The 17187-nt window shown below is 73.7% G+C and carries 12 protein-coding genes and 1 pseudogene; 10 read left to right on the top strand and 3 right to left on the bottom strand.

Going from position 1 to position 17187, the window contains the following annotated elements; genetic code table 11:
* Nucleotides 1-296: 296 nt before the first annotated feature.
* The 5 genes and pseudogenes from ACFY6S_RS00665 to tpg all read left to right on the top strand — a co-directional run.
* Nucleotides 297-1979: pseudogene (locus tag ACFY6S_RS00665) on the top strand (SpoIIE family protein phosphatase); the annotation flags it as partial.
* Between the two features lie 360 nt (nt 1980-2339).
* Nucleotides 2340-5801, top strand: a complete 3462-nt coding sequence (locus ACFY6S_RS00660; protein WP_388828808.1) for a phosphodiester glycosidase family protein — start codon at nt 2340-2342, stop codon at nt 5799-5801.
* 151 nt (nt 5802-5952) lie between these two features.
* Nucleotides 5953-6921 (top strand): aldo/keto reductase, encoded by a 969-nt coding sequence (locus ACFY6S_RS00655; RefSeq protein ID WP_388828811.1) that lies wholly within the window; start codon nt 5953-5955, stop codon nt 6919-6921.
* 103 nt (nt 6922-7024) lie between these two features.
* On the top strand, nt 7025-9154 hold the full coding sequence (gene tap / locus ACFY6S_RS00650) for a telomere-associated protein Tap (RefSeq protein ID WP_388828814.1): 2130 nt from the start codon (nt 7025-7027) through the stop codon (nt 9152-9154).
* A gap of 16 nt (nt 9155-9170) precedes the next feature.
* Nucleotides 9171-9728 (top strand): telomere-protecting terminal protein Tpg, encoded by a 558-nt coding sequence (gene tpg / locus ACFY6S_RS00645; RefSeq protein ID WP_388828817.1) that lies wholly within the window; start codon nt 9171-9173, stop codon nt 9726-9728.
* A 61-nt stretch (nt 9729-9789) separates the two neighbouring features.
* Here tpg and ACFY6S_RS00640 read toward each other — a convergent pair whose 3' ends face one another.
* Together ACFY6S_RS00640 and ACFY6S_RS00635 are read right to left on the bottom strand one after the other, a co-directional pair.
* Nucleotides 9790-10131, bottom strand: a complete 342-nt coding sequence (locus ACFY6S_RS00640) for a hypothetical protein (protein ID WP_388828820.1) — start codon at nt 10129-10131, stop codon at nt 9790-9792.
* Nucleotides 10132-10193: 62 nt separating this feature from the next.
* Nucleotides 10194-10598 carry a MerR family transcriptional regulator gene (locus ACFY6S_RS00635; protein ID WP_388828823.1) on the bottom strand — a complete coding sequence of 135 codons (405 nt, stop codon included), beginning with the start codon at nt 10596-10598 and terminating at the stop codon, nt 10194-10196.
* Nucleotides 10599-11009: 411 nt separating this feature from the next.
* Between ACFY6S_RS00635 and ACFY6S_RS00630 the strand changes: the two genes are divergently transcribed.
* From ACFY6S_RS00630 to ACFY6S_RS00620, 3 genes are all read left to right on the top strand, one after another.
* Complete coding sequence (locus ACFY6S_RS00630; protein WP_388828826.1) at nt 11010-12515, top strand: SulP family inorganic anion transporter; 1506 nt, start codon at nt 11010-11012, stop codon at nt 12513-12515.
* A gap of 57 nt (nt 12516-12572) precedes the next feature.
* Entirely contained in the window at nt 12573-13010 is a 438-nt protein-coding gene (locus ACFY6S_RS00625) for a TetR/AcrR family transcriptional regulator (RefSeq protein ID WP_388828829.1), read from the top strand.
* A 79-nt stretch (nt 13011-13089) separates the two neighbouring features.
* Nucleotides 13090-13959: an SDR family NAD(P)-dependent oxidoreductase gene (locus tag ACFY6S_RS00620; protein ID WP_388828832.1), complete on the top strand. Its 870-nt coding sequence runs from the start codon at nt 13090-13092 to the stop codon at nt 13957-13959.
* A gap of 115 nt (nt 13960-14074) precedes the next feature.
* Here the strand turns inward: ACFY6S_RS00620 and ACFY6S_RS00615 are convergent, their stop codons facing one another.
* Nucleotides 14075-14929: an NAD(P)H-binding protein gene (locus ACFY6S_RS00615; RefSeq protein ID WP_388828835.1), complete on the bottom strand. Its 855-nt coding sequence runs from the start codon at nt 14927-14929 to the stop codon at nt 14075-14077.
* A gap of 372 nt (nt 14930-15301) precedes the next feature.
* On the opposite strand from ACFY6S_RS00615, the gene ACFY6S_RS00610 reads away from it, so the two are divergent.
* Together ACFY6S_RS00610 and ACFY6S_RS00605 are read left to right on the top strand one after the other, a co-directional pair.
* Nucleotides 15302-16426, top strand: a complete 1125-nt coding sequence (locus ACFY6S_RS00610; RefSeq protein ID WP_388828838.1) for a type III polyketide synthase — start codon at nt 15302-15304, stop codon at nt 16424-16426.
* Between the two features lie 139 nt (nt 16427-16565).
* Nucleotides 16566-17144, top strand: coding sequence for a cupin domain-containing protein (locus ACFY6S_RS00605; RefSeq protein WP_388828841.1), 579 nt, complete (start codon nt 16566-16568; stop codon nt 17142-17144).
* Nucleotides 17145-17187 lie beyond the last annotated feature (43 nt).

The following is a 17187-nucleotide window of genomic DNA, read 5'->3' as shown; positions in this document are numbered from 1 at the left end:
TTGAACGTGTGGAGCGCAGCCGTACGATGTGCGGCCTTCACGCACTTCAACGCCGGAACGCACACGCGGTAACGCCCCCGGCGCCATCCGTTTCGATCAGTCCCGTTCTCCCACCTGATCGGCGCAGAGGTTCCGGTCACCCGACCGGCCGAACCGCGACCCCGGCCGCCCGGCGGCGCTCCCGGAAACCGTCGGCCCACGCGGCACGGCCGGAGCGCGGCGGCACACCCGCCGCCCCGGACGGCGCCCCTGGTGGCCGCCGGACCCGGCGACGCGATCGGTGAGAGGGTGGCCACATGGCCGAACGGGGTGAACCGCCGGCCGGCACGGCGCCGCCGCACGACTGGCCCGCCCATCCGGATCTGAGCCTCGCTCTGAACCGCATGGGCACTTTCGACTGGGATCTCGACACCGGCGGCCTCCACCTCGACCCGGCCGCGCTCCGCCTCCTCGGCCTGCCGCCGGACTCGTACAGGGGCCGACCGGAGAGTGTCGCCCACCGGATACCGCCGCACGACGCGGCGCGGCTGAAGGCGCTCGTGGCGCGGGCGCTCAAGAGCGGGACCGCCGACTACGGCGCGTACTTCCGGATCAACGGCCGGGACGGCGCCCCGCGCTGGGCCCACACCCAGGCGCACATCCGGCACGACGCCACGGGGCGGCCACGACGCGTCATCGGAATCGTCCGGGACGCCCAGCACGAACTGACCGAGATCGCCGCGAGAAGCGATCTCGACGAGGACCGGCAGCGGCTGACCGGCGTGGTGGCCCGCACCACCGCCCTGCTGTCCACCGCGGGCAGTGTCGAGGACGTCCTCGACATCCTGCGCGACAAGGAGGCGCTCGGTCATCTCACCGCGGTCAGCGTGATGCTGGGCGTGGTGGAGGGCGGCCGGATCCGGCTGGTCGCCGAGGCCCGCTCCGGATCGTTCGTACCGGAGCTGCGCTACACGCGGATCGCCGACCCGTACCCGATGAGCGAGGTGGTGCGCACCGAGCGGCCCCGGTTCATCAACTCCCGTGAGGAGTTCAGCTCCTCCTACCCGCGGCTCTGGCCGCACATCGAACCGCTCTCCGTGGCCTCCGGCGCCTACCTCCCGCTGATCGCCCAGGCCCGGCCGATCGGCGTGCTCGGGCTGCTCTCCCCACGCTCCGGCGGCTTCCACGAGGACGAGCGCAATCTGCTGGTCGCGCTCAGCAGCGGTATCGCGCAGAGCCTGCAACGGGCCATGCTCTACGAACAGGAGCACAACCTCGCCGAGGACCTCCAGCAGGCGATGCTGCCCCGGCGCATCCCCGACGTCCCCGGCGCGCGGGTCGCCGTACGCTACCGCTCGGCGCGGCTGGGCCGGAGCGTCGGCGGCGACTGGTACGACGTGCTGCCGCTGCCCGGCGGCCGGGTGGGGCTGACGATCGGAGACGTCCAGGGGCACGACACGGACGCGGCGGTCGTGATGGGCCAGCTGCGCATGGCGCTGTGGGCCTACGCCGCCGAGGGACATCCGCCGGACACAGCGCTGGCCCGCGCCTCGACCCTGCTGCGCCAACTGGACACCGACCGCTTCGCGACCTGCACGTACGTGGAGGTCCGGCTGGCGACCGGAGCGCTGCGCATCGTGCGCGCCGGCCACCTCGACCCGCTGGTGCGACGCGCCGACGGGACCTGCTCCTGGCTCCCGGCCGCCGGCGGGCTGCCCCTCGGCCTGTCCGCCGAGTTCGCCGGACCCGGCGGGATCGACTACCCGGTCACCACGGGCACGCTGGGGCCCGGCGAAACGCTCCTGCTCTGCACCGACGGACTGGTGGAACAGCCCGGCACCGACCTCGGCGACAGTCTGGAGACGCTGCGGCAGAGCGTGCGCACGGGCCCGGCCGGACCGCACGAGCTGGCCGACCGGCTTTTCGAAGCGGTGGTGGAGGGCGGCGGCGGGGACGACCGGGCGCTGCTGCTCCTGCGCAGGGACGACCCGCGCGACCCGCCCCTGACCCGCTGACAGGGCGGTACGACACCGCGTGTTCTCCCGGGTGTCGTGCCGAACCCCTGGTTCATTGCTGGGTGCACGGCCATGCTGGCGGTCTGCACCGCGCGGGCGCCCGGGCGCCCGCGCGAACCGATCTCTATCGCGGGAGCAGTTGTGGGCACAGGGGGAACCACGGGTATCGGGGCGAGGGACGGAAGCGGCGCCGTCCGCCCGGAGGGCGGCCCCGGCCACGGGGCGAGCGCGCGCCCCGCACGCCGTGGACCGGGCGGGGGCTTCGCGACCCGCCTCCGGCGGGTCCGGACAGCGGGGGAGCCCGGGCCGGGCGCGGGCGCGCGGAGCGCCGTACTCCTCGCGACCGTGCTCGCGCTGGCGGTGGGGGCGGCGGCCCCCGCCAGGGCGGAGTTCGGACCCGGCCCCCGGCCGGGCACCGCCGCCGAGGCGACGCGGCCGGTCGCACCGCCACCCGCGAGCGCCGGAGCGGGCGCGGCGCGGTCCGTCGCCGACGCCGACGGGATCGAGACGGCCCGCGACTCCCGGCCGGTCGCCCCCGGCATCCGGCTCACCTCCTACGATCGTCTCGAATCCGACAAATGGCTGCGGGTGAGCGCCCTCTCGGTGGATCTGGGCGCCGGCGCCGACGCCGAGTACCTCTCCTCCGGCCGCGTCTCGGAACGCCGCACGGTCTCCGAACTCGCCGCACGCCACGACCCGGGACCCGGCCGCCGTACCGTCGCCGCGTTCAACGCGGACTTCTTCGACATCAACGAGACGGGCGCGCCACAGGGCCCCGGTCTCGCCGGCGGCCACGTCGTGCACTCCGGGGAGCCCGGCGCCGACCGGGTCGTCGGGATCGGCCCCGGCGGCGCCGGGCGGATCCTGCGGCTGTACTTCGACGGTACGGTGACGCTCCCGTCGGGCCCGCGCGGGCTGGCCGCGTACAACGCGGCGAACGTGCCCGCCGGCGGTGTCGGCGCCTATACGGCGGCCTGGGGCGAAGCCGATCGCACGCTCACCGTGGACCGGGCCTCGCCGGTCGCGGAGGCGGCCCTGCGCGACGGCCGCGTCGTCTCCGTGACGGACCGCCCCGGCACCGGCCCGATCCCCGACGGCACCACCGTGCTGGTCGGCAGGGAAGCGGGCGCCGAGGCCCTCGCCGCGCTGCGGCCCGGCGACCCCGTCGCGCTGGAGTACCGGCCGCGCACCGACGGCGGACCCGTACCGCGTACGGCGGTCGGCGGCCGGGAGCTGCTGGTCGTGGACGGCGTGGCGCGCGGTCACGAGGGCGAGGGCAACAACACGGCCGCACCGCGCACCGCCGTCGGCTTCTCCCGCGACGGAGCCACCATGCAGGTGATCACCGTGGACGGCCGGCAGCAGGACAGCGCCGGAGTCACCCTCACCGAACTGGGCCTGATGATGCGCCGGGCCGGAGCGTACAACGCGCTGAACCTCGACGGCGGCGGCTCCTCCACCCTCGTCGCCCGCGCACCCGGCAGCGACACCCTGCGGGTGGCGAACAATCCCTCGGACGGCGGTGAGCGCGCGGTCGCCAACGGGCTCGCCCTCACCGCGCCGGCCGGCAGCGGACGGCTGACCGGCTTCCGGGTCGAACCCCGCACCACGGCGGCCGAGGCCCCGACCGCCGACCCGGTCAGGGGCGGGCACCCCGAGCGGGTCTTCCCCGGGCTGACCCGCCGTCTGACCGCCACCGGCCACGACGAGACCTACGGACCGGCCGCCGGCCGGCCCCGGTGGCGCACCGTCCGCCCCTCCGTGGGCCGGGTCGACGCAGAGGGGGTGTTCACCGCGCGCGCCGGCGGCACCACGCGCGTGCGGGCCGAGCGCGGACGCGCCGGGGGCGGCACGGAACTGACGGTGCTCGACCCGCTCGACCGGCTCCAGCCGACCACCCCGCGCGTCGCCCTCGCGGACTCCGGGGCGACCGGCACCTTCGGCATCGTCGGCCTCGACGCGCACGGCGCCAGTGCCCCGATCGAACCGGCGGACGTACACCTCGACTACGACCGCACGCTCTTCTCCGTCACCGACGACGGCCACGGCTCCTTCCGCGTCACATCGTCGACGGGCGGTGGCGCCGGCCGGGTCACGGCGCGGGCGGGCGGCGCCACGACCGTACTCGCCGTCAGCGTCGGACTCGACGAGCGGCTGGTCTCCGGCTTCGACGACGCGGCGGAGTGGACCTTCGCCCAGGCACGCGCCGGCGGCTCGGTCGAGGCCACCCCCGACGGCCGCACCGGCACCGGCCTCGCCCTCGCCTACGACTTCACCCGGTCCACCGCCACCCGCGCGGCCTACGCGAGCCCGCCGAAACCCCTCCCGGTGCCCGGCCGGCCGCAGTCCTTCAAGCTCTGGATCAAAGGCGACGGCGGGGGCTCCTGGCCCACCCTGCATCTCAAGGACGCGGCAGGGTCCGACCAGTTGCTGCGCGGCCCGTACCTCACCTGGACGGGCTGGCGCCAGGTCACTTTCACGGTTCCGGCGGGCGCCGCCGCGCCGCTCACCGTCGCACGCTTCTATCTGGCCGAGACCGCCGCCGACCGGCGGTACACCGGCGAGGTCACGGTGGACGAACTGACGGCGCAGGTGCCGCCCGCCGTCGACCTGCCCGCGCAGCCCCGCCCGGCCGATCCGCTGATCGCCACGGCGGCCGCGACCGCCGGGCGGGACTGGCGGTTCGCGGTGATGTCCGACGCCCAGTTCGTCGCCCGGGACCCCGACAGCGCCATCGTCGCGCAGGCCCGCCGTACCCTGCGCGAGATCAGGGCAGCGCGGCCGGACTTCCTGGTCGTCAACGGCGATCTGGTGGACGAGGGTTCGCCCGCTGACCTCGACTTCGCCCGCACCCTGCTGACCGAGGAGCTGGGGGACGCCCTGCCCTGGTACTACGTACCGGGCAACCACGAGGTGATGGGCGGCTCCATCGACCGGTTCGTGGAGCGGTTCGGGCCCGCCCAGCGGGTGTTCGACCACCGGGGGACCCGCTTCCTCACCCTCGACACCTCGCGCCTGACGCTGCGCGGCGGCGGCTTCGCGCAGATCAGGGCGGTACGCGACCAACTCGACGCGGCGGCGCGGGACGACCGGGTGGGATCGGTGCTCGTCGTGGCGCACGTACCGCCGCGCGACCCGACCGTGCAGCGGGCCAGCGAGCTGGGTGACCGCAAGGAGGCGGCCCTCCTGGAGCGGTGGCTCGCCGACTTCCGCCGCACGACGGGCAAGGGCGCCGCTTTCATCGGCGGCCATGTCGGGGTCTTCGACGCCTCACGGGTGGACGGGGTGCCGTACCTGATCAACGGCAACGCGGGGAAGGCCCCGGCGGGCCCGGCCGGCGAGGGCGGCTTCACGGGCTGGTCGCTCGTCGGTGTGGACCGTGTGACGCCCGGACAGTGGAGGGACGCCCGGCTGCGGCCGTGGCGCGGCGGGCCCGACTGGCTCTCCGCGCGGACGCGCGCGCACACGGACGCGCTGACCCTGGCAGCGCCGGCGACGCTGCCGGTCGGCCGGAGCGCGAGGATCACGGCGACGCTCACGCAGGGGACGAGCGCGGACCGGGCACGGGCGGTGCCGGTGGCCTTTCCGCTCAGCGCCGACTGGACCGGTTCCCTCAACCTCCGTGTCGGCGCCCCCGCCGGGGCGCGCCCCCGGCACGCGGCCGCCTTCGACCCGGCCACGGGCACCCTCACGGCGCTGCGGCCCGGCACGGTCACCCTCGCGGTGACGGTCGGTGGCGTGACGCGCCGCGCCAGGGTTCTGATCGCCGGGACCGCGAGCGCGACGGCTCGCGAGAGCCGGTGGTGACGCGCCGGTTCCGGCCGCGCGCTCCCGGGCGGACGGTGGAAGCATGGAGGCGTGGCGCCGCCCGGGGCCCGTGGGCCTGCCGGGGTACGGGGCCCGCGCACCGGAGGCCCACGGGCCCCGTACCCCGGAAAGGAAAGGGCTTCCCCTCCTCATGAGAACCGTGACACTCGGATCGCAGGGCCTCACCGTCTCGGCCGAGGGGCTGGGCGCGATGGGCATGAGCGTCTGGTATGGCCCGCGCGACGAACGGGAGGCCATGGCCACCCTCAACCGGGCCGTGGACCTCGGCGTCACCTTCATCGACACGGCGGAGGCGTACGGCCCCTTCGAGAACGAGAAGCTGATCGGCCGCGCCCTCGGCCGCCGCCGCGCCGAGATCACGCTCGCCACGAAGTTCGCCACGGAGTTCGACGACGACGGCACGTCCCACGGGCCCAACGGCAGCGCGGCCTACGCGCACCGGGCGGTGGACCGCTCCCTGCGCCACCTCGGTACGGACGTCATCGACCTCTACTATCTGCACCGCGTCGACCCCGAGGTGCCGGTCGAGGAGAGCGTCGGCGCGATGAGCGAGATGGTCAGGGCCGGCAAGGTCCGGCACATCGGGCTCTCCGAGGCCACCCCCGACCAGATCCGCCGGGGCCACGCCGTCCACCCGCTGACCGCGCTCCAGTCGGAGTACTCCCTGTTCAGCCGGGACGTGGAACACAACGCGGTGCTGGAGACGGTACGGGAACTGGGCATCGGATTCGTCGCGTTCTCCCCGCTGGGCCGCGGCTTCCTCTCCGGGAAGATCACCCGCCGCGACGACCTCGCCCCGGACGACGCCCGGCGCGGTCTGCCCCGCTTCACCGCGGAGAACATCGCGGCGAATCTGGCGGTCGTCCACAAGGTCACCGAGCTGGCCGACGCCAAGGGCATCACCCCGACCCAGCTCACGCTGGCCTGGCTGCTGGCCCAGGACGTCGTACCGATCCCCGGCACCAAGCGGCGCGCGTACCTGGAACACAACGCAGAGGCCGCCGGAATCCGACTCACCGCCGAGGACCTGGCGGCGATCGACGCGGCGGCGCCGCACGGCGTCGCGGCGGGCGACCGCGAGGTCCCGCCGCCCGCCTGACCCCCCCTGGTGACGCCGCAGGACCCACCCTCCGGGCGCACGGCGCTCCGTGTGAGGACAGCCCTTAGGGTGGGGGCGAGGCGGGAGAGGGAGGTGTCCGGGGATGGCCGGGGCTCAGGAGGAGCTTTTCGCCGCGGTGGACGCGCTGTTGGAGCAGGCGGCGGCCAAGGACGCCCTGCCCGAGCCCGTGGAGCGCAAGCGGCTGCGGGAGGCCGCCGGGCTCGGCCAGGACCAGATCGCGAAGGCGCTCGGGGTCCGGCGGGAGACGGTCGCCGGCTGGGAGGCGGGCCGCAGCGACCCCCGCGCGCCCAAACGCGCGGCCTACATCCGGCTGTTGGAGGGCCTCGCCGCGCACCACCCGGCGCCGCCGGTCCCGGATGAGCGGGCGGCGCCGCCCGTGAGCCCGCCCGCCGAGCCGGCGCCGCCCGCCCCGGAGACCCCGGCCCGGGACACCATGCCCCCGGCCCCAGCGCCAGTCGCCCCCGCCCGGTCCCCCGCGGAGGGCCGGGCGAACCGGCCCGGGACGCGGGCGCCTTCCGTGCGCCCGCCTCGGGCCCCGGCGCCCGAGCCGTCCGCGCCGTCGGTGTCCGCCGCGTACCCGAACGGTCCGCTCGCCGTGCTGGACGGCGACGGCTCCGCCTACGGCGCGGGCGGGCTCGTCCTGGACTGTCCCGCGAAGACCGTCGTCCAACTCGTGGAGTGGGCCCTCGGCGAGGCGCGGCTCGGCGCGGCACGGCTGCACCGCTCGGGCAAGGACGCCGACCCGCTGATCGTGCTGACCGAGGACGCGGCCGTACGGCTCGGCCTGCCGCCCGAACTGGCGGACCGTCGCGGTCTGCGGCTGCCCGCCGACCACCCGGTGGTCAAGCGGCTCGGCCGGGCCGACTGGCGCCTGACCAGGCGGGGTTTCGGCCCGTGGGCCCGGATCTACCGGCCGGCCAGGGACGGCAGGCGCCAGTGCGTACAACTGGCGGTGCTGCCCTGGGGCGCGCTCGACGCCCGCGCCTGGGGGAGCGCCCCCGGGCTGCCGCCCGCCGCGCTCGCGCAGGTCCTCGGGGACTACGCGTCCCTGGTCATCACCCCGCGCGGCTCGACGGCGGTCTCCGGCCTTGAGCTGATGACCGCCCTGCGCCCGCCGACCCGGGCCGTGCCCGACCCGGACGGCACCGGCCGCTACGTCTCCGCGCCGATGCCGGGGGCGCTCACCGAGGCAGTGGACCCGGCGCCGCCCGAAGCCCCCGACGAGCACCCGGTCGCCGTGGGCCGGGCCGCCGCGGACGTCCTCGACGAGGAGGCGTACGAGTGGATCCGGGACCCCGAGCTGCTGACCGACGAGGAGTGCGCCAAGCGGTACGCGGTCGGGCTCGACGTCAACATGGCCTTCGCCGCCGCCGCCAACCGTCTGGTGGTGGGGCTCGGCCCCGCTGTCCACGTACAGGCCCCCGAGTTCGACAAGAAGCTCCCCGGCTCCTGGTACGTCGACCTCAGCGGCGTCGAGCTCGACCCGCGGCTGCCGAATCCCTTCACCCCGCGCGGCGCACGGCCGGCCGGTCCCGGCTGGTACGCCACTCCGACGGTCGCGTACGCGGCCGAGCTCGGCCACCCGGTCCGTCCGCTCGAAGCGTTCGTGCGGCCCTCGAACGGGGCGTACCTGGACGCCTGGTACGGGCGGCTGCGCCACGCGTACCTGACCACCATGGGGCGGCTCGGCGTGACCGAGGGACTGAGCGAGGCCGACTATCTCGCGGCGATGGAGCACCACAAGTCCGTCGACCCCGGTCAGGCCGCCGTGCTCGCGGCGATCAAGGCCACCGTCAAGGGTGGGATCGGCAAGCTGCGCGAACGCCCGCAGGGCGTGTCGTACCGGCCGGGGGAGAGGTGGCCCGCCCTGGAACGTCCCACCTGGCGCCCGGACATCAGGGCCGCCGTGATCGCCGCCGCACGGATCAACATGCACCGCAAGATGACGAAGCTGGCAGCGGCCGGACTCTTCCCCGTCGCCGTCCTCTCCGACTGCGCGGTCTATCTCTCCGACGGCCCCGGCCCGCTCGACTTCCTGCCGCGCACGCCGGAGGGCAAGCCGCTCCCCGGCGGTTTCCGGCTCGGGGTGAACCCCGGCATGGTGAAGCACGAAGGCACCCAATCGCTGCTGTGGGCCGTACGGATGCTGGACGAAGGACACAACCCCGCCCGCCACATCAAGGGCACGGACGCCGCGATCGACGGAGAGTAGGAGCACCACCCACCCCATGGGCATCCTCGGTGACAGCCTCGACAGGGCGGACCTGAGCGTTCTCACCCGGCCGATCCCGAAGGGCGCGCAGGCACGTATGCGTTTTCTGGTGCGGGTGGAGAAGGGCTCCACCCGGGCCGTCGCCCGCCGGCTGGGAATCTCGCAGCGTACCGTCGAGCGCTATGTGAAGGGCCAGCTGCGCCGACCGCGCCAGGAGCTGGCGGAGCGGCTGGAGACCGAGGTACGCCGCGACTGGCAGCCCCGGGTCCGTCAGCGCGCCGAACGCCGGGCCGCCACCAGCGGCGGCATCGTCGTCGAGACCCGGGCCCGGTTCGGCTTCACCGCCGCCCCCGGCACCACCGACGACGGCCGGGTCCGCCGCATCACCCAGCACCTGCCCCCGGCGTACGCCGCCCGGCTGTTCGACGCCCGGCGGACGGGGGCGGACGAGCGACGGCTGCGCCGTATCGTGGCCGAGGGGCTTCAGGAGATCTACTTCAAGGACCAGGGGCGCCGCGCGGACGGGCTTCTGGTGGAGTTCACGGACATCGACTACGTGGAACTCGACTACTGAGCGCACCGCTTCGGCAGGGGCGCGTCCGGCCACTTGTGAGGTCGTTTGAGTTCGAGGGCCGTCATGTCCGGCCGTCCCCGCCCAGCAGGAACGCCGTCAGCAGCATCACGATCAGTGCGGCGGGCGGAATGAGCAGCGTGACCAGATGACTGAACAGGGTCCGGAACATCGCCATCAGAGAGAAGATCATGAGCCCGCCGGCGAGCCAGCAGCCGAAGATCTGGGCTGCCAGAGTGCGGGCGGCGGACTCCTGCTCGCCGGTGGTGACCTCGACGAAGCCCGGCAGCCCTCCGATCATCATCACGAAGAGGACGCAGCACAGCAGTACGTTCCCGGCGGCGACGACGACGGCGGCCGGCTTGTCCCACCCGCGTACGCGTCTCCAGATATGTATGGCGCTCATGGAGCCGAGAGCCTATCCGGGGAACTGACGACCTTTCATGGAGGAGGCCCGGGGCGGCGGCGTCAGGGGGCGGGGGCGCGCGTCAGGTGGTCGCGCAGCGTGGCGGCGAACTCCTCGGCCCGAGCCAGCTGCGTTCTCAGGTCGGCCATCCGCTGCTGCACGGTCTGCTCGAAGCCGCGCACCCGCTCGACCAACTCGTCCCGTTCCGGCGCCGGCAGCGGTTCGCCCGCTTCGAGACGGTCGGTCGCGGCGAGCAGTTCGCGCATCTCCTCCAGGCTGAAGCCCAGCGGTTTCATCCGGCGGATCACCATCAGGCGGCCCACATCGGCCTCGGTGTAGAGGCGGAAGCCGCCCTGCGAACGGGCGGACGGGATGACCAGTCCGGCGTCCTCGTAGTGCCGGATCGTGCGCAGCGACAGTTCGGTGCGTGCGGCGACCTCGCCGATCTGCATGTGCTCGCTGCTCACGCTGTGCTTCCTCGTCTCCTGCCGGGGTCCGGACGACCGGTATTCATCTCTACCGTAACGTTAGGGTAGAGTCTCTGGACGGTGGGGCCACGCGCCGCGGCGATCCCTGCCGCGGGCACGGGACACATTCCCCGCCCCCCTCAGCCGGGTCGGGGCCGATGACGCTCCCACCGGGAGAACGAAGCCGGCAGGAGAAAGCGTACGCATGACCGCGATGCCCCGCGCCGCCGCCTGCCCACCATGATCCCTCATCCCTGAACAGCGCCCCGCCGGTCCACCGTGCCGGGCCGCTGTTCCGCCCTCGTCCCGCACCGTCGCGGGCTCCGCCGGCGGCCGTCCCGGCCGTCCGCGACACCATCATGTGCGCCGCACGGCGATGCCGGGCGTGCCCGAGCACGACAGGTTCCTCCCTTGCCCACCTCCGTAGCGTCCCCGGCCTCGCGGCTGCGCGGGCTTCGCCCCGACTGGCTGTCCGACCCGAAGGTCTGGCGTACCGAGGTGCTGGCCGGCCTCGTCGTCGCCCTGGCGCTGATCCCCGAGGCGATCTCGTTCTCGATCATCGCCGGGGTCGACCCGGCGATCGGCCTGTTCGCCTCCTTCACCATGGCCGTGACGATCTCCCTCGTGGGAGGCCGTCGCGCCATGATCTCCGCGGCGACCGGCGCCGTCGCCCTGGTCATCGCCCCGCTCAACCGCGAGCACGGATTCGGTTATCTGGTGGCCGCGGTCATCCTGGCCGGTGTCTTCCAGATCGTGCTCGGCGCGCTGGGGGTGGCGAAGCTGATGCGGTTCGTGCCGCGCTCGGTGATGGTCGGCTTCGTCAACGCGCTCGCCCTGCTGATCTTTCTGGCGCAGGTACCGGAGATGCACGACGTGCCCTGGGCCGTCTACCCGCTGATCATCGGCGGTCTCGCCCTGATGGTGTTCTTCCCGAAGGTCACCCGGGTGATTCCGGCGCCGCTGGTCTCCATCGTCGTCCTCACGGTCATCACCGTCGCGGCCGGGATCGCCGTGCCGACCGTGGGGGACAAGGGCGCGCTGCCCTCCTCGCTGCCCGTGCCCGGCCTGCCGGACGTGCCCTTCACGGCGCAGACCCTGACGATCGTCGCCCCGTACGCCATCGCGATGGCGCTGGTCGGCCTGATGGAATCGCTGATGACGGCCAAGCTGGTCGACGACATCACCGACACCCACTCCTCCAAGACCCGTGAGTCCATCGGCCAGGGCGTCGCCAACATGATCACCGGTTTCTTCGGCGGCATGGGCGGCTGCGCCATGATCGGCCAGACGATGATCAACGTGAAGGTCTCCGGGGCCCGTACCCGGCTCTCCACCTTCCTGGCCGGCGCCTTCCTCATGGTGCTCTGTGTCGTCTTCGGCCCGGTCGTCTCCGACATACCGATGGCCGCTCTGGTCGCCGTCATGGTCATGGTGTCCTTCGCGACCTTCGACTGGCACTCCGTCGCCCCCCGGACCCTCAAGCGGATGCCCGCAGGGGAGATCGCCGTCATGGTGATCACCGTCGTCTGTGTCGTGGCCACCGGGAACCTCGCGATCGGCGTCGTCGTCGGCTCGGTGACCGCGATGGCCGTCTTCGCCAAACGCGTCGCCCAGCTCGCCGACATCACCTCGGTGACCGACCCCGGCGGCCGCAGCGTCGTCCACTCCGTGACCGGGCAGCTCTTCTTCGCCTCCTCCCATGACCTGGTCACCCGGTTCGACTACGCCGGCGACCCGGACACGGTCGTCATCGACCTCACCCATGCCCACGTCTGGGACGCCTCCTCCGTCGCCGCCCTGGACGCCGTCGCGGGCAAGTACGCCCAGCGCGGCAAGACCGTCGAGATCGTCGGCCTGAACCAGTCGAGCGCCCGGATCCACGAGAGGCTCAGCGGCGAACTCACCGGCGGCCATTGACCCGCGTACCGCCGTGCGGGCGTCCCGCGGTGCGCGGGGCGCCCTCATGCTGGGCGGGTGACACCCAGAACCGACCGGAGCGGCGCGCTGCGGGCCGACGCGGCCCGCAACCGCGTCCGGGTGCTGCGGATCGCCCGTGAGCGGATCGCCGCCGGTGACGAGTCGCTCCAGCTGAACGCCATCGCCCGCCTCGCGGGGCTGGGTACCGGGACCGTGTACCGCCATTTCCCCAACCGTCACGCGCTGATGGAAGCGCTGTCGGCGGAGCGGTTCAGCGAGCTTGTCGAAGAGGCGCGGGCGGCGGCGGTCGAGGAGGACATCCTCGCCGGTCTGCGCCGCCTGCTGCGGTTCACGCTCGAGGGCGATGTCGAGGCCGATGACGTACGCAGACTGCTCTGCGGCGTCCAGCACGCCGTGCGTGCCGGGCACAGCGGCCCCCGGCACGCCGAGATGTACCTCGACATCCTGCTCCAGGGCCTGCGCCCGCCGCGCTGACGGCGGTCTCGGCGGCACCCTCGCACCACATCCCCCGTAAGCGGATGGCTATCCGTTTATGGCCGGTGGAGGACAGGTCATGGAGAAGCGGGCAGCAGTGACGGCGGGGACCGGAGGCATCGGCCTGGAGACGGCCCTCGGTCCGGCCCGGGCCGGATACACCGTCACGGTGGTCGGCCGCGACGCCGAGCGCGGTGGCGCGGCCACCGAACGCATCGCCGCGGTGGCCACCGCGGAGGACCCGGTCTTCATGCGGGCCGACCTCGCCTCACTCGACGAGACCCGGGCGCTGGCCGCACGGCTGGCGGCGGCGGGACCGCTGCACGTCCTCGTGAACAACGGCGGCGCGATGTACCCGCAGCGGCGTCAGACCGTCGACGGCATCGAAGCGACGTTCGCCGTCAACCACCTCTGGCCCTACCTGCTCACCGAACTGCTCCTGGACACGCTCCGGACCACCGGGGAGAGCCGCATCGTGAACGTCAGCTCCGGTGCCGTCCGAGCCGCCAAGCGCACCTTCGACGCGGTCGAACCGCCGGGCGGCTACTACGTGTTCCCCTGGTACGGTCGCGCCAACCTCGCCTACACACTCCACCTGGCCGAACGGCTCGGGTCCACGGGAGACTCGGTCTTCGCGGCCGATCCCGGCGGCGCGGCGACGGCGATGACCGACGGGACCATGCGTGTGTCCACGATCGTCTCGCCGGGGCTGCGCCCGGCGTGGCCGCTCGTCCGGCGCATGTTCGCACGCTCCACCTCGGGTCCCGCTTCGACAGCCGCCCGGCCCTCCGTCCTCGCGGCGACCGAGGCCGCGCTCGACGGGAAGACCGGACTGCTCATCGGCCCCGATCTGCGCCCCGCGACACCCTCCCGCTGGAGTGCCGATCCGCGCATGGTGCGCGATGTCCTCGCGCTCAGCCGCCAGTGGGCGCCGCTCACGGCGGAGTGAACGCCGTCGGAAGCGGACCACCGGGAGCGGGCCACCGGCGTCGCGCGGCATCCGCACCCGGCCGGCCCGCTCGGACCGGGCCCTCACGGCCGGGGACCGGCTGTCGACGGGGGGCTCAGCCGTGGCGGAACGCCTCCGCGTGGTCCGCCGCCCAGGCGCGATAGCCGGTGGCCGGGCGGCCGAGGAGCCGCTGCACCGTCGGCTCGACCCGCGCCTTCGCGCCGGATCCCCCGCGTACGGCACTCTCCAGGAGTGCCTCGGCGACCGGTGACGGATAACGGGCGAGCAGCCCCCGCAACGCCTGGTCCCGGGTCAGCTCTGCCAGCCGCAACGGCCGTTGGAGCACGTCGGACAGGACCGCGAGCTGGTCGGCGGCGCTGATCGCGGCGGGGCCGGTGAGAGGGTGCACGCGACCCTCGTGACCGGGCTCCGTCAGGCAGCGCACCGCGGTGTCGGCGATGTCGCCGGGGTCCACCACCGCGTGGGGCGAGGCGCCCCCGAGGACCCGCACCACCGCCTCCTCGCGGATCGAACGGGCCCAGCCCAGGGTGTTGGACATGAAGGCACGCGGGCGCAGCAGGGTCCACGCGAGCCCCGACGCCCGCAGCAGCGCTTCGTTGTCCCGCTGCCAGCGGGTGATCAGATCCGTCGCGTCCGGCTCCGCCACCGCCAGCGCCGACAGCTTCACCACATGGCGTACCCCGGCGCGCCGCGCCGCCCCGACGAAGTGCTCGTCGTGGGCCGGGGCGAGCGGATCGCAGGTGACCAGCAGCGCGGCCCGCACCCCGGTCAGCGCGGTGGCCAGCGCCGAGGGGTCCGCGAGATCAGCACCCACGATCTCGGTGCCGGGTCCGGCAGGAGCGGTGAGACGGCCGGGGTCGCGGGCGAGCAGCCGTACGCGTTCACCGGTCCGCAGCCGCTGTGCCACCAGCCGTCCGACGGTGCCGGTGACTCCGGTCAGCAGGATCATCGCCCAGGCCCTTCCGCCGCCGGACTCCCGACCACGCCCCACACATCGCGCCCCCCCGCACCATGGTGCACGCGAAGCGCCGCCTCGGCAGCGTCCGCACCGGAGCGCCGACGCGGCTCGCGCCCTCCCGGCCCGGAGGGGGACGCCGCCCGCCACCCCCTGAACGGGCGAGACCACCGAGCCGTTACCTACGGTGTGTAGTCGGCGCTCTCACCCCTCATGCTCCTGCGGGCACCGCGTCTCCTCCTCGCCGAACCCGCCGCCGCGCCGCCTCGCGCCCTTCCACGAGGCCCCTCCCCGGTTGCGGGCCGGTGGGCCATCCGTGAGTGTGGGCCGGAGTTCACAGCGGACACCAATGAAGGAGAGTGTGTCGTGGCGACTCTGTGTAAACCCGCGGTCTCGGTTCCCGAACATGTGATCACCATGGAGGACACACTCGCTCTCGCCCGCTCACTCCACGCCGACCACCCGCAACTCCCGCTCGCGCTGAGACTGATCGAGAACACCGGCGTGGCGAAGCGCCATATCGTCCAGCCCATCGAGGAGACCCTGAGACATCCCGGTTTCGAGGACCGGAACGTGCTCTACGAGGCCGAGGCGAAGGCCCGGGTGCCCGCCGTGGTGCACAGCGCCCTCGACCACGCCGGGCTGCGCCCCGCGGACATCGACATGATCGTGTATGTCTCGTGCACCGGCTTCATGATGCCGTCCCTGACCGCCTGGATGATCAACACGATGGGGTTCCCCGGCCATACCCGACAGCTCCCGATCGCCCAGCTCGGCTGCGCGGCGGGCGGCGCGGCCATCAACAGGGCCCATGACTTCTGCCGGGCCTATCCCGGTTCGAACGTCCTGATCGTGGCATGCGAGTTCTGCTCGCTGTGCTATCAGCCCACCGACCTGGGCGTCGGGTCGCTGCTCTCCAACGGGCTGTTCGGCGACGCGGTCGCCGCCGCCGTCGTACGGGGGGAGGGCGGCACCGGTATCACCCTGGAGCGCAACGGCTCCCACCTCGTGCCCGACACCACCGACTGGATCGCCTACAGCGTCCGGGCCACCGGATTCCACTTCCTGCTCGACAAGCGGGTGCCCGGCACCATGGAGCCGCTGGCTCCCGCCCTGCGCACCATGGCCGACCAGCACGGCTGGGACGCCACCGGGCTCGACTTCTACATCATCCACGCCGGCGGCCCACGCATCCTCGACGACCTCAGCCGCTTCCTCGAAGTGCCGCCCGAGGCATTCCGGTTCAGCCGGAGCACGCTGACCGAGTACGGCAACATCGCCAGTGCCGTCGTCCTCGACGCCGTACGCAGGCTCTTCGACGAGGGAGCCGTGAGCGACGGCGCGCGCGGCATCGTCGCCGGTTTCGGGCCCGGGATCACCGCCGAGATGGCGTTGGGGCGCTGGAGCGCGGCCGGGGGCGCCAACGGCGCCGCGGTGCGTGACCGCCGGATGATCGGCAGCGCGGGCCGCAGGACGGAACCGGTGGGCTGAGCGGCGGCCGTCCGGCCGACGGACGGGGCGCACCACGGAGACTCGGACACGCCCCGGCGTGCGCCCCCGGTACGGGCCCGAAAGGAACCGATGGCCCCCCCGGGGGCGGTCTTTCGCGCCCCTACCGGACGGCGGGATCATGGGCGACCGACCGTACGGCCACACACTCATCGTTCTGGAGCACCGCATGACCGAGCTGGCGCGTCCCGAGGGCCTGATCGTCCCCCCGGGCGGGGGCAACACCATCCACACGGCGGCCCAGCAGGTGACCTTCAAGGTCACCGGCGAACACTCCCGGGTCTCCTCCAGTTTCGAGGTCGTCGTGCCGCCGGGCTTCGACGTCGGTGCCCACCGGCACGCCCACAGCGAGGAGTTGTTCTACGTGCTCGACGGCGAACTGGACGTGCTGGCCTTCGAGCCGCGCGTGCGCAGCGAGGACTGGCGCCACTGGGAGTCCGAGTCGGGGCTGAAAGCGGTACGGGCCACCCCGGGCACGGTCATCGTCGTACCGCCGGGCTGTCCGCACGCCTTCGCCAACCGGTCGGGGGAGCCCGTACGGATGTTCTTCCAGTCGTCGCCCCCGTCCGATCACGAGCGCTACTTCGAGGAGTTGCTCGACATCCTCAAGGAGGGCGGGACGCCCGACCCGCAGGCGATCGCGGAACTCCGCGTGCGCTACGACATCGAGCAGCTCACACCGCTGCGGCACGATGCCTAGACCGGGTCCGCGCGGTCCCGGCCGGCCGGGACCCCGTCCGGGC

Source organism: Streptomyces sp. NPDC012835, from assembly GCF_042900885.1.
GTDB lineage: Bacteria > Actinomycetota > Actinomycetes > Streptomycetales > Streptomycetaceae > Streptomyces.
This window is presented reverse-complemented; position numbering and strand designations above follow the sequence as displayed.

Coding starts and splice junctions, on each gene's coding strand:
- ACFY6S_RS00655 (WP_388828811.1), top strand. CDS start 5,953: ATGAGAACCGTGACACTCGGATCGCAGGGCCTCACCGTCTCGGCCGAG.
- tap (WP_388828814.1), top strand. CDS start 7,025: ATGGCCGGGGCTCAGGAGGAGCTTTTCGCCGCGGTGGACGCGCTGTTG.
- tpg (WP_388828817.1), top strand. CDS start 9,171: ATGGGCATCCTCGGTGACAGCCTCGACAGGGCGGACCTGAGCGTTCTC.
- ACFY6S_RS00640 (WP_388828820.1), bottom strand. CDS start 10,131: ATGAGCGCCATACATATCTGGAGACGCGTACGCGGGTGGGACAAGCCG.
- ACFY6S_RS00620 (WP_388828832.1), top strand. CDS start 13,090: ATGGAGAAGCGGGCAGCAGTGACGGCGGGGACCGGAGGCATCGGCCTG.
- ACFY6S_RS00615 (WP_388828835.1), bottom strand. CDS start 14,929: ATGATCCTGCTGACCGGAGTCACCGGCACCGTCGGACGGCTGGTGGCA.
- ACFY6S_RS00605 (WP_388828841.1), top strand. CDS start 16,566: ATGGGCGACCGACCGTACGGCCACACACTCATCGTTCTGGAGCACCGC.